The 12,200-nt window shown below is 63.2% G+C and carries 11 protein-coding genes; 10 read left to right on the forward strand and 1 reads right to left on the reverse strand.

The window, feature by feature from the left end:
• Positions 1–12 precede the first annotated feature (12 nt).
• Complete coding sequence (locus LB559_RS28320; protein ID WP_024501569.1) at positions 13–909, forward strand: ABC transporter permease; 897 nt, start codon at positions 13–15, stop codon at positions 907–909.
• A gap of 35 nt (positions 910–944) precedes the next feature.
• Positions 945–1,964, forward strand: coding sequence for an aliphatic sulfonate ABC transporter substrate-binding protein (locus tag LB559_RS28325; RefSeq protein WP_224675527.1), 1,020 nt, complete (start codon positions 945–947; stop codon positions 1,962–1,964).
• A 57-nt stretch (positions 1,965–2,021) separates the two neighbouring features.
• Here LB559_RS28325 and LB559_RS28330 read toward each other — a convergent pair whose 3' ends face one another.
• A complete protein-coding gene (locus LB559_RS28330) occupies positions 2,022–3,050 on the reverse strand; it encodes a LacI family DNA-binding transcriptional regulator (protein WP_013530819.1) in 1,029 nt (342 codons plus the stop codon).
• 336 nt (positions 3,051–3,386) lie between these two features.
• Between LB559_RS28330 and LB559_RS28335 the strand changes: the two genes are divergently transcribed.
• The 8 genes from LB559_RS28335 (at position 3,387) to LB559_RS28370 (ending at position 12,149) form a co-directional block, all read left to right on the forward strand.
• A complete protein-coding gene (locus tag LB559_RS28335; RefSeq protein WP_224675528.1) occupies positions 3,387–5,000 on the forward strand; it encodes an extracellular solute-binding protein in 1,614 nt (537 codons plus the stop codon).
• Between the two features lie 81 nt (positions 5,001–5,081).
• Positions 5,082–5,942, forward strand: a complete 861-nt coding sequence (locus LB559_RS28340; RefSeq protein ID WP_224675529.1) for a carbohydrate ABC transporter permease — start codon at positions 5,082–5,084, stop codon at positions 5,940–5,942.
• Positions 5,939–6,898 carry a carbohydrate ABC transporter permease gene (locus LB559_RS28345; protein ID WP_224675530.1) on the forward strand — a complete coding sequence of 320 codons (960 nt, stop codon included), beginning with the start codon at positions 5,939–5,941 and terminating at the stop codon, positions 6,896–6,898. Before LB559_RS28340 ends, LB559_RS28345 begins: the two co-directional genes overlap by 4 nt.
• Complete coding sequence (locus LB559_RS28350) at positions 6,895–7,986, forward strand: ABC transporter ATP-binding protein (RefSeq protein ID WP_224675531.1); 1,092 nt, start codon at positions 6,895–6,897, stop codon at positions 7,984–7,986. Before LB559_RS28345 ends, LB559_RS28350 begins: the two co-directional genes overlap by 4 nt.
• A 1-nt stretch (position 7,987) precedes the next feature.
• Complete coding sequence (locus LB559_RS28355; RefSeq protein WP_224675532.1) at positions 7,988–9,049, forward strand: ABC transporter ATP-binding protein; 1,062 nt, start codon at positions 7,988–7,990, stop codon at positions 9,047–9,049.
• 35 nt (positions 9,050–9,084) lie between these two features.
• The gene (locus LB559_RS28360; RefSeq protein WP_224675533.1) at positions 9,085–10,170 is read left to right on the forward strand and encodes a Gfo/Idh/MocA family protein; all 1,086 of its coding nucleotides are present in this window, start codon (positions 9,085–9,087) and stop codon (positions 10,168–10,170) included.
• Positions 10,171–10,225: 55 nt separating this feature from the next.
• Positions 10,226–11,140 (forward strand): sugar phosphate isomerase/epimerase family protein, encoded by a 915-nt coding sequence (locus LB559_RS28365; protein WP_013530826.1) that lies wholly within the window; start codon positions 10,226–10,228, stop codon positions 11,138–11,140.
• 64 nt (positions 11,141–11,204) lie between these two features.
• Complete coding sequence (locus tag LB559_RS28370) at positions 11,205–12,149, forward strand: substrate-binding domain-containing protein (protein ID WP_224675534.1); 945 nt, start codon at positions 11,205–11,207, stop codon at positions 12,147–12,149.
• Positions 12,150–12,200 lie beyond the last annotated feature (51 nt).

Consider the following 12,200-nt stretch of genomic DNA (forward strand, 5'->3'; position numbering starts at 1 on the left):
GGAACTGGACCCATGGCCTATCTGACCGAGAAGTTTGGCTCCGCTGGAGCGCTCCACCTGTTTGCCGGCGCTGGCGAAACGGTCGCCGCCGCCAGGGTCCCCGCCATCAAGGCCAACGCCAAGATCCGGAGCAAGAAAGCGAGCCGCGGCACATTCCTCTATGGCTTGCCGCTGCTCGGCCTGTTCTTCCTGCTGTGGGAGATCGCGCCCCGGCTCGGCTGGCTGAACCGGATCTTCTTTCCGCCGCTGAGCGAGGTGCTGGTCGCCTGGTGGGCGCTGCTCGCCTCGGGCGTGCTGATCGAGCATATCGGCATAAGCCTGCAGCGCGCTGCGATCGGCTTCGCACTCGGCGTGGTGGTGGCCATCCCGCTCGGTCTGTTGATGGGGCGCTATTCGCTGTTCGAGAAGGTTTCCGACCTTTTGGTGCAGACGCTGCGCAACACCTCGCAATTCGCGCTGCTGCCGGTGTTCATCCTGCTGCTCGGCATCGGCGAGGAATCGAAGGTCGCGATCACCTTCTACTCCTCGGTTTTCTTTCTCCTCGTCAACACGATCAGCGGCGTCAAATCGGTCGATCCGCTGCTCATCAAGGCGGCGCGCTCGATGGGCACGTCCGACTTCGACCTGTTCCGGAAAGTCATCCTGCCGGCCAGCATTCCCTCGATCGTCGCCGGCGCTCGGCTGGCGGTGAAATCCTCGCTGTTCGCGGTCATCGGCGCCGAGATGCTGGCGGCCAAATCCGGCCTCGGTTTCCTCATCCAGAATTCGCAGCTGATGATGGAAACGGCCGACATGTATGCCGGCATCCTGACGCTCACCGTCATCGGCCTGACCGTCAATTACCTGCTCGTCTGGTTCGAGCGCTGGGCAACAGCCTGGAAGGGCCAGTCCGAGACCTCGCTCATTTAAGCGGCCCCATCATTCCAAACAGGAAGGATTTTCCCATGCCCAACATTCCATTCGACGCAATTCGCCGGCTGCTGCTGAAGGGCGCCATTGCCGTCGTCATCGGCCTTGGCGGCATGCCTGCCTTCGCACAGGACAAGCCTGACATCATCCGCATCGGCAGCACGGCGCCGGGGCACCTCAAATTCATCCTCGCCCAGAAGGACGGCTGGTGGGACAAGGAATTCGCCAAGGACGGCATCAAGGTCGAACTGGTGACCTTCAACGGCGGCTCGGAAGCCACGACGGCATTGGCGACCGGCGCCATCGAGTTCACCTATACCGGCAACAATCCGGCGCTGCGCGTTGCTGCGTCCGGCGCCGACGTCAAGCTGATCGGCCTATCGAGCTATGTGAAGGCCGGCGGTTCCTACATCGTCGTCAAAACCGACTCGCCGTTGAAGACGCTGCAGGATCTCAGGGGCAAGAAGGTCGCCTATCTCACCGGAACGGTGCGGCATTCGAACTTCAGCAAGGCACTGAACAGCGTCGGCCTGACCACCAATGACGTCGAAGGTCTGAACCTGCCTTTCGAGGCATCCGGCCCGGCGCTGCTGCGCGGCGATATCGACGCCATTGTCGAGACGGATTCGACGGCGGCCAAGCTGGTCGACACCGGCGAGGCGCGGGTGCTGTTCGACACCAGCACCCATCCGGAATGGAACGTGCCGAACGTGATCTCGGTCAACGGCGCCTTCGCGGCGAAATATCCCGATCTGGTCAAGCGGCTGCTGAAGGTCGATATCGAGATTTCGCGTTGGGCCGACGCTCATCCGGACGAGACGATCAAGACGTTTGTGGAGGCGACCAAGTCGTCGGAAAAATCCGTCCGCAAGACCTATGCCGACGGGGTGTTCCACCAGGATCCGAAACTCACCGACGACGCGATCGCCGCCTTGCAGGGCGAGGAGAAATTCATGGCCAGCGCCGGGCTGCTGAGGGGCTCGATCGACTACGGCAAATGGGTCGACAAGAGCTTTGTCGATGGCGCCGCGGCTGAAGTCGCTGCCGTCCAATAGACTGGAAGCATCGAGCGGGGCGGGCGCTTTACCGCGCTGCCCCGTTCGTCTGGTCCGTCAAATCTCAGGGATGTTCTCCTTGAAGATCACCTGCAGCCTTGGCTGGTGCAGTTCATAGGGCAATCCCCGGACCGCATGGGTCAAAGTGTTGAGCGCTTCGCGGGCTTCGACGCGCGGGTTCTGGTCGATGACCGCGTCGAGCGTGCCGTCGAGCAGAAGGTCCTTGGTGCCGTCCGTCACCTCGTGGCCGAGGAAGACCATGGACTGGGCGCGGCCGTGCTCCTTGAGCGCGCGGGCGATGCCGGTGTTGCCGGCGCCGACATTGTAGATCGCGGCAAGGTCGGGGTGCCGCTCCAGCAGGGCCGATGCCTCCGAATAGGCCTTCTCGCGGTCGTCGAGCATTTCGCGCATCTCGACGATCTGCAGGTTGGGTGATTCCTCGGTCAGGACGTGGCGGAACCCCATCTCGCGTTCTTCGTGGCCGCGATAGGACAGCGAGCCGGCGAACAGCGCCACCTTGCCCGGATGCCCCGATCCCATGAAGCGGTTGAGCAGATAGCCGGCCAGCCGCCCGGCGGCGCGGTTGTCGATGCCGATATAGGCGACCCTGGGCACATGCAGGATGTCGGAGGCGATGGTCACCACCTTGATATCGTTGGCCGACAGGGATCGGATCGCTTCGCGCACCGTCGGATGGTCGAGCGCTATAACGCCGACGCCTTGCGTCTGTCCGCGCAGGTCCTGCAGCAGGCGGGCGAGCCGGTCAGGATTGAAGCCCTCGATGGTGGCGATATGGACATCGAGGTCGGGCCGCGCCAGAGCCTGTGCCTCGATGTGCCGGTGCAGCATCTTGATGAAGGAATTGGTGCCGGCCGGCAGCGCGAAGTCGAGCCGGATGACCTCGCCGGGCGCAGGCCGTGGCGGCGCGCCGTTCGGGCCTTCGGCGATGTAGCCGAGGCGCTGCGCCATTTCGAGCACGATTTCGCGCGTGCGCGCCCGCACGCCGGGTCGGTTGTTGAGCACGCGGTCGACGGTGGCGGCCGAGACGCCGGCTTCCCGGGCTATGTCAGTCAGGGTGGAACGCACCGTCTTTCATCTCCTGCATGCGTCAGATCGGCTGGTGACGGCTTCCCCGCCATCGGCGATTCTGATGGGAAATGATGTATCCGCCCTTAGCCCATGCGCAAGCCGCCGCGCTAAATCAAATGGTCCGGCAGGGCTGCGCAGGGCCGGGAAGGGTCGTGTGCCCTCAAATTGAAGCACCCGGCATGATGCATGGATCCCGTTTTTGTGCATTTCCTTGCCCTATTGCGATGTTGTGAGGTGTTTTGATTATTTATGATGTTGACAGCCTTGCCATGCTGCCGTCAATATCCCTCATAAGGGCCGTGGAGGAAACGTGGCCCTGAGGGAGGAGTTTCAATGTCTGACTTGATCCGCATCTCGCGGCGCCGGCTGCTGGCATCCGGAGGAAAGGCGGCTGTGATCATGGCCGCCGCTGGTATCGCACCCCAATTCATTCGTCCCGGCCGCGCCTATGCGGCCGACGCGCTGGCGCCAGGCATGATCGGCGGCCCGACGGGCTTCGATGGAGCCGAGCGCTACCAGTATGGCGCCGACACGCCGGAAGGCCGCGCCATCGAGGCGGCCAAGGCGCTGAAGGGCGCCGGCAAGGCGCCCGCCAAGATCGTGCTCGGCCTGTCCGACGGCTCGATCGGGCAGCTCACGCAGCCGTTCCCGGCCGGTGCGCCGTCGATCAAGGAGCTGTGGGAAAAGGAAACCGGCATCGCGATCGAAATCGTCGGTTTGCCGAACGGCCAGGAATTCACCAAGACGATGCAGGACATCTCCACCAAGGGTGGGGCCTACGACATCTATTCGACCGAATGGAACCGCCTCGGCGACCTCGCCGAAACCGGCGGCATCGCCAAGCTCGATGACTTTGTCGCGCAGCACAAGCCCGAATGGGACGATCCCGTCAGCGGCTATGTCAACGGCGCCAAGGGCGTGTCGCTGCTCAACAAATACCGCGGCTCCAACTATGGCGTGTCGCTGGACGGCGACTTCCAGACCTGGGTCTACCGCACCGATTTGTTCGGCGACGAAGCCGAGAAGAAGGCCTTCAAGGACAAATACGGCTACGATCTGGCGCCGCCGAAGACCTGGAAGCAGCATGGCGACATCGCCGCCTTCTTCCAGCGTCCGGACAAGGGCCTGTTCGGCTCGACCGACCTGCGCAACCAGGGCTGGGGCTACACCAACTGGTACCAGCGCTATGTCTCGATGGCTTCGCCCAACCAATTCCTGTTTGGCGATGACGGCAAGCCGATGATCAATTCCGAGCAAGGCATCGCCGCCACCAACGAATATGTCGCTTCGCTCGAACATCATTCGCCGGATGCGATCTCCTGGGGCTGGCCGGAGCAATACGGCAACTTCGCCAAGGGTGGTGCGGCGATGACCTGCGCCTTCTCCAACCTGCCGAAATTCCTCGACAATGCCGGCAACAAGGATTCGGCCGTCACCGGCAAGATCGGCTCGATGCTGCCGCCCGGCCGCGAGATCGACGGCAAGCTGATCAGCCGCTCCGTGCTGTGGTTCTCGCTGACCGGCATGGTCTCGTCGCAGTCGAAGAACCAGGAGGTCGCCTATCTCCTGCTGCAATGGCTGGGCTCGGCCCGTATCTACGCCTGGATGAGTGCCAATCCCGGCGGTTATCTGGACCCGTTCCGGCTTTCGGACTTCTCCGATCCGCTGGTGCGCCAGACCTATCATGCCTACCACATGGACGTCGTGCGCGAGACGGTGGCGCGCACCGTGCCGACCATCAACTATCCCGGCGCGACAGCCTTCCACAATGCGCTCGACGAGAACCTCATGGCGGCGCTGACCAAGGCCAAGACATCGGAGCAGGCGATGGCCGATACCGAGGCGGAGTGGAAGAAGATCGTGCGGCGCACCGGCGAGGACAAACTGCTCGAAGCCATCAAGACCAACAAGGAGGCCTGGCCGACAGTTCTCGACCCGATCGTCTGATCCATCTCCCTGGATCACATCGAAGGAGGGGAGGAGCCTGCTTTTCCCCTCCGCCCACAACGCCACCAGCAAAGCCGCCAGATGAAGCGTTCCGTTCCTTTCCTGATATTCCGCTATGCCGCGATCTTCGCGGCCATGGCGGTGACGCTGGTGCCGATCCTGTGGATGGTATCGATGGCGTTCAAGCCGATCGCCGAATGGTCGGCGACCGGCGCCGACCTGACCTGGTGGCCGAAGAACCCGACGCTCAGCAATTTTCGTTTCGTCTTCGGCGAGTCGACCAACAATTTGATCGTCGCGCTCGACCGTACCGCGCTGAAGCCGATCCTCGCATCGCTGCTGTCGGCGGTTTTCGGCACGGTGATCGCCATGTCGGCGGGCACTGCGGCGGCTTATGGGCTCTCGCGTTTCGGCTCCGGCCAGAACCTGCCGCTGGCGCTGATCCAGCTCAGGATTTTTCCCCCGATGGCGGTCATGATCCCGGTGATGATCATGTGGGCTTTCCTCAACTTCACCGACAGCTGGTGGGGCCTGGCGCTGATCTACGGCATCGTCACCTTGCCGTTCGCCTTCTGGCTGATGAAGACCTTCTTCGACGACATGCCGCGCGAGATCGAGGAGGCAGCGCTTGTCGAGGGCTGTTCGCGGCTGCGCGTCTTCACCCGCATCACGCTGCCGATGATGCGCGCGCCGCTGGCCAGTGCCGCGCTCTTCGTCTTCATCCTCAACTGGTCGGACTATCTGATCGCGCTGCTTCTGACGACGCGCGAATGGGTGACCATCCCGGTCTACATGGCCTCGCTATCCTCCTCGATGACCGGGCAGCTCTATGGCGCCAAGGCGGCGCTTGGCCTGGTCGCGGCCGTGCCGCCGGTCATCATGGGCATCGCCATCCAACGCCATCTGGTGCGCGGGTTGACATTCGGGGCGCTCAAGCAATGAGCGCGGTGACTGTCATGACTTCCAAGGATGAGGTGAAAGCCGTCGGAGCAAAGCCGGTTTCGCGCGATGAGGGCGCAAGGCTGGGTTTCCGGCTGACATTACCTGCGCAGATCCTGGTGCTGTTCATCTCGGCCTTCCCGCTGTTGATGCAGCTCTACATCAGCGTCACCGACTGGTCGCCCCTGTCGGGCACCGGCTGGTGGAACGCCTGGTCGATGTGGAACAGCTTTGCCAACTACACCGATCTCGCCGCCGACGCGCGCTTCTGGAGCGCGCTGAAGCGTACGGCTATCGTCATGATCGTCTGCGTGCCGGCGGAATTCCTGCTTGGGCTGGCGCTGGCGACACTGTTTGCCGACGATTTCCCGGGCAAGCGCGTCTTCTATTCGATCCTGCTGATGCCGATGATGGTGGTGCCGGCGGTGGCCGGCTACATGTTCTTCATGCTGTTCCAGTCGGGCGGCCCGGTGAACGACATCTTGTCGTCGCTCACCGGCTCTCCTGTCACCATCGCCTGGCTGTCGGACCCGACGCTGGCGCTGATCGCGGTGATGGTCGCCGACATCTGGCAGTGGACGCCGCTGATGTTCCTCATCCTGCTCGCCGGCCTGGTTGGCGTGCCGGAGGACCAGATCAAGGCGGCGACACTGCTCGGCGCCAATCCGTGGCAGCGCTTCGTCACCATCGTGCTGCCGAAGATGAAGACGATCATCATCATCGCGCTGGCGATCCGGGTTATCGAGAACTTCAAGATTTTCGACACGCTCTACATCATGACCGGCGGCGGTCCAGGCGTCGCTACCGAAACCATCTCGGTCTACATCTACAAGCTCACCACGCAGGACCTGATCTGGGGCTATGTGGCGGCGATCGCGCTGGCCATTTTGGTCGTGCTGTCGATCGTCGCGGTGTTTGCCATGAAGCGCATGGCGCGTGCACGCGAGGTTCCGGCATGAGCGCCATCCACCTGCAAAACCTGGTCAAGAAATTCGGCGACTTCACCGCGCTGAAGACCATGGACCTGGCAATATCAGATGGCGAGTTCATGGCGCTGCTCGGCCCGTCGGGCTGCGGCAAGTCGACGACGATGAACATGATCGCCGGCATGGAAGAACCGACCGGCGGCAAGATCCTGTTTGGCGACCGCGACATGGCCGGCGTGCCGATGGGCCGGCGTGGCGTCGGCTTCGTCTTCCAGAACTACGCCATCTTCACGCATATGACGGTGCGCCAGAACCTCGCTTACGGGCCGAGGATGCGGGGTGCCGCCAAAGCCGAGATCGACCGTCGCGTCGGCGCCGTCGCCGAGATGCTGCAGCTTTCGCCGCTGCTCGACCGCAAGGCCGACAGGCTGTCGGTCAACATATTGCAGCGGGTGGCGATCGGCCGCTCGGCGATCATGGAGCCGGCGATCTTCCTGCTCGACGAGCCGCTCTCCAATGTCGACGCCGCTTTCCGGGCCGTCATGCGCACCGAACTGAAGCAGCTGCAGCGGCAGTTCCGCCAGACCATGGTCTATGTCACCCACGACCAGCTCGAGGCGATGACCATGGCCGACCGCATCGCGGTCATGGATCATGGGGTTTTGCAGCAGGTCGGCACGCCGCTCGAGGTCTACAACGATCCAGCCAATGTCTTCGTCGCCCGCTTTATCGGTGCGCCGGGCATGAATCTGCTCAAGGGCAGGCCGGCGGAGAGCGACCGCGGACTGGTCGTCGATCTCGGACCGTTGGGCGTCACGCCGCCGCTGCCGGGCGAACTCGCAGCGGCCATGCGTGATGTACGCGGCGAGGTGCTTTACGGATTCCGGCCTGAACAGGCGACGTTGGTGCAGAATGGGCAGGGCCTCGCAATGCCGGTGACCTTTGTCGAACGGATCGGTGCGCGCACCATCGTCCATCTCGGCCAGGGCGAGGCGGCTGTGAAAACGGTGTTCGACAATGATGTCGGGCTGGCTATCGGCGATACCGCTGTCGTCGCTCCCACTACGTCGTCGGTGCGCGTCTTCGACGCCGCTACCGGCCTTGCGATGAAGGCGGGTTGAGATGGCCGATATCGTCTTCCGTAATGTGACCAAACGCTACGGCAATACACTCGCCGTCGACGACGCCTCGTTCACCGTCAACGACAATGAGTTCTTCTGCTTCTTCGGTCCGCCGCTGTCGGGCAAGTCGACCATCCTGCGCCTGGTGCTCGGGCTGGAGGCACCTGACACCGGCGAAATCCTGATCGGAGGCAGGCCGGTCAACGCGATGTCGCCGGCCGAGCGCAACGTGGCGATGGTGTTCCAGAACCTGGCGCTGTTCCCGCATATGAGCGCGCTCGAAAATGTCCGCTTTCCCCTGGTCGAACGCCGGGTCGCCGAGGCCGAGATCGAGCGGCGGGTCACGGACGTCGCGGCGAAGCTGCATATCGGCCATATCCTGCACAAGCCGCCGGGACAGCTTTCGGGCGGGGAGCGGCAGCGCGTGGCGATCGCCCGGGCTCTGGTGCGCGATCCCAATGCCTATCTGATGGACGATCCGATCTCGGCGCTCGACGCCAGGCTGCGCGAAGAAACGCGCGTCGAGCTGAAGCGCATCCAGCGCGAACTCGGCAAGACGCTGATCTACGTCACGCACGACCAGGAAGAGGCGATGTCGGTCGCCGACCGCATCGCCATCCTGGAGGACGGCAAGATCAGGCAGATCGGTACGCCGGCAGAGATTTACGACCGCCCAACCAGCACCTATGTGGCAAGGCTGCTTGGTTCGCCGATGATGAACATCCTCAGATCGGCGCGCGGCGATGGCGGTGTCGAAGCGGCTGAAGGCACGATCCGCATCGACGACAAGACAGCGCCCGCCGACGCCGTGGAGATCGGGCTGAGGCCGGAGGACATCAAGGTCAGACCGTGGGCGGATGGGGGCCCGGGCCGCCCGGCGCGAGTGTTCGAGGTCGAGCCGCTTGGCGGCTACACCGTGGTGACGCTCGCTGCCGGGCAGGCGCGGCTGAAGGCGTTGCTGCGCGGCCAGCCCGACATCCGGCCGGATGTCATGGTGGCGATATCCTGCGAGCCGGCCAGAGTGCATTATTTCGAACAGAGCGGCGGGGCGTTGGCACGATGACGGCCGCCGCAAGGAAAGACTTTCGGGAGGAAGAGATGGCAAGCAAAGGCTTCGAGCCGGACGTGAAGGTCCGCACGAAGGAATACAAGATCGGCTGTGTCGGCGCAGGCATGATCATGGCCGAGTGCCATCTCGCCGCCTACAAGGAAGCCGGGTTCCCGGTGGTGGCAATCGCCTCGCGCACCAGGGCCAGCGCCGAGAAGGTGGCGACGCGCTGGGGCATTCCGACCGTCCACGACACACCGGAAAAACTGATCGAGGACGAAAATGTCGAGATCATCGACCTTGCTTTCCCGCCCGACCTGCAGCCGGCGCTGATCCGTCACGCGCTGAAGCAGAAGCACATCAAGGCGATCCTGGCGCAGAAGCCGTTGGCCTTGTCGGTCGACGAAGCGGTCAAGCTGCGCGATGAGGCGGCCAAGGCCGGCAAGATCCTCTCGGTCAATCAGAACATGCGCTACGACCAATCGATGCGCGTCTTGAAGCAGATCATCGACAGCGGCGCGCTGGGCGACATCGTCTTCGCGCAGATCGACATGCACGCCATCCCGCATTGGCAGAGCTTCCTCGAGGACTATGACCGGCTGACGCTCGCCAATATGAGCGTGCATCATCTCGACGTGCTGCGCTTCCTGTTCGGCGACCCCTCTGAGATCACCACCCTGACACGCAAGGATCCGCGCACGACATTCGACCATTCCGACGGGATCACCGTGTCGACGCTGCGCTTCCCGTCCGGCGTGCTTGCCGTGTCGCTGGAGGATGTCTGGTCGGGTCCGCGCCAGGATGGCTACAAGGACGACCAGCACATCAACTGGCGCGTCGACGGCAGCAAGGGGGTCGCGAAGGGCACCATCGGCTGGCCGACGGGCGCTGCCTCGACGCTGACTTACGCCTCGACCGAGACGACCCGTGGCGAATGGGTCAGCCCGAGCTGGGACACGATGTGGTTCCCGCATGCCTTCATCGGCGTGATGGAGCAGCTCCAGCACGCGGTGAAGACCGGCGCGCCGCCGGCGCTGTCGGTCGCCGACAACGTCAAGACCATGGCGCTGGTCGAGGCGGGCTACCGCTCGATCGACGAGGGCCGCACGGTCAAGCTTTCCGAAATCGCTACCTGATCACCGCAGCTGAAACACCAGACAACTGAATCGCTTACAGGGAGGAATTCACACCATGATGCAGGCAGGTATTTTCACGGGCTATTTCCCGTACGGCCTCGAAGAGACGGCGAAGAAGATCCGCGGGCTCGATTTCAACACGGTGCAACTCGACCTCCACTTCAAGGATGTCGACCTGTCGGCCGGGCAGATCACCAAGGACAAGGCCAAGAAGGTGCGCGACGTCTTCCGCGATCATCACCTGCCGGTGTGCTGCATTTCCGGCTACACAAATATCATCCACCCGGACAAGGCCGAGCGCGACAAGCGCGTCGGCTACCTCAAGGAGATCATCCGCAACGCCCGCCATTTCGGCAGCCCGTATGTGATCTCGGAAACCGGCACCTACAACACCGAATCCGACTGGGTGCATCACCCCAAGAACAAGACCGAGGAAGGGTTCGAGGAATGCCGCAAAGTGGTCGCCGACCTTGCCCAGACGGCCTATGACCACGGCGCGGTCTTCCTGCTCGAAACCTATGTCAACAACGTCGTCGGCTCGGTCGAGGAGACGGTCAAGATGTTCGCGCAGGTCGATCACCCCGGCCTCGGTCTGCTGATGGACCCGACCAATTATTTCGAGACGCATAACATCGACAGGATGGACCAGATCCTGAACCAGGTGTTCGACACGCTGACCGACAAGATCAGAATAGCTCACGCCAAGGACGTCAAGCGTTCGGGCGGCGACAAGTCCGAGAAGCACGCCGATATTGGCGACGAGGACGCGCTGGAGAGCCATACATTCCGTGGCGTCGGTGAGATCGAGTTGCCGGCACCGGGCCTCGGTTCGCTGAACTACGACCTCTATCTCCAGCGGCTGGCGGAAAAGCATCCGAACATCCCGGTGATCATCGAGCATCTCTCGGAAGACGACGTGCCGCGCGCCAAGAAATTCCTCGACGGGAAGTTCCGCGCCAACGGTCTGTGACGGCCTTCTCGCGCCGCTGGTTCGCGGCGGCGCGGTTCGGTTCCAAAGTAAGGGAGGAGAAAAAATGTTGAAATTCGCATTGAAACTGGCGGCTGCCGCAACGCTGCTCGCCGGTGTCTCGTTGAGCGCGCCGGCAATGGCGCAGGATGGCCAGAAGACGTTCTACCTGCTGTCGCATGGCGGTCCGTCGGATGCGTTCTGGCTGGACTGGAATGCCGGCGCCACCAAAGCCTGCGACCAGCTCAAGGTGACGTGCAAGATCTCATTCAGCGGCGGCGACATGGCGGCGCAGAAGGAGGCCTTCAATTCCGCGCTTGCGGCCAAGCCCGACGGCATCGCCACCACGTCGGCCCAGCCGGGCTTGTGGACGGAAGAGGTGAAGGCGGCCAAGGCAGCCGGCATCCCGATCGTGTTCTTCAACACAGACGACCCGGTGACCGGACGGCAGGCCTATGTCGGTGCCGATCTCAAGGAGGCGGGCGTCATCTGGGCCAAGTATCTTGTCGACCACAAGATGGTGAAGCAGGGCGACAAGGTGTTCCTGCCGGTGGAAGTGCCTGGCGCCAGCTATCAGCAGCTGGAGACCGAAGGCATCGCCAGCGTCTTCGATCCGTTGGGGATCAAATATGATGTGGTCGATTGCGGCACCGACCCGGCCGGCATCATTGCCAAGATGACCGACTACATGGTGGCCAACAATCCGCCGGCGATCATCGCGCTTGGCGATTCCGTCGCGGCCAGCGTCAAGCGGGTGTTCGACGGCGCCGGCGTGCCGGCCGGCAAGATCCCGGTCGTCGGCTGGGGCAATTCCAAGGAAACCGCGGAAGCCGTCAAATCCGGTTTCGTCAACGCGGCCGCCTGGCAGTTCCCGTCTGCGCAGGGCTTCATGCCGGTGGCGCTGCTCGGGCTCGCCGCTTCGGGTGAGCCGATCGGCTACGACATCCACACGTTCAGCCTCTACGACGCCTCGAGCGTCGAACCGATCCTGAAACTCTACGACACGAAGTGAAAACCGGTGCCCGCGGCGCAAGCCGCGGGCGTCTCTTCAAAGCATGGTTCA

The organism is Mesorhizobium sp. BR1-1-3 (assembly GCF_020165455.1).
In the GTDB taxonomy this organism is placed as follows: Bacteria; Pseudomonadota; Alphaproteobacteria; order Rhizobiales; family Rhizobiaceae; genus Mesorhizobium; species Mesorhizobium ciceri.

Coding starts and splice junctions, on each gene's coding strand:
- LB559_RS28320 (WP_024501569.1), top strand. CDS start 13: ATGGCCTATCTGACCGAGAAGTTTGGCTCCGCTGGAGCGCTCCACCTG.
- LB559_RS28325 (WP_224675527.1), top strand. CDS start 945: ATGCCCAACATTCCATTCGACGCAATTCGCCGGCTGCTGCTGAAGGGC.
- LB559_RS28335 (WP_224675528.1), top strand. CDS start 3,387: ATGTCTGACTTGATCCGCATCTCGCGGCGCCGGCTGCTGGCATCCGGA.
- LB559_RS28340 (WP_224675529.1), top strand. CDS start 5,082: ATGAAGCGTTCCGTTCCTTTCCTGATATTCCGCTATGCCGCGATCTTC.
- LB559_RS28345 (WP_224675530.1), top strand. CDS start 5,939: ATGAGCGCGGTGACTGTCATGACTTCCAAGGATGAGGTGAAAGCCGTC.
- LB559_RS28350 (WP_224675531.1), top strand. CDS start 6,895: ATGAGCGCCATCCACCTGCAAAACCTGGTCAAGAAATTCGGCGACTTC.
- LB559_RS28355 (WP_224675532.1), top strand. CDS start 7,988: ATGGCCGATATCGTCTTCCGTAATGTGACCAAACGCTACGGCAATACA.
- LB559_RS28360 (WP_224675533.1), top strand. CDS start 9,085: ATGGCAAGCAAAGGCTTCGAGCCGGACGTGAAGGTCCGCACGAAGGAA.
- LB559_RS28365 (WP_013530826.1), top strand. CDS start 10,226: ATGATGCAGGCAGGTATTTTCACGGGCTATTTCCCGTACGGCCTCGAA.
- LB559_RS28370 (WP_224675534.1), top strand. CDS start 11,205: ATGTTGAAATTCGCATTGAAACTGGCGGCTGCCGCAACGCTGCTCGCC.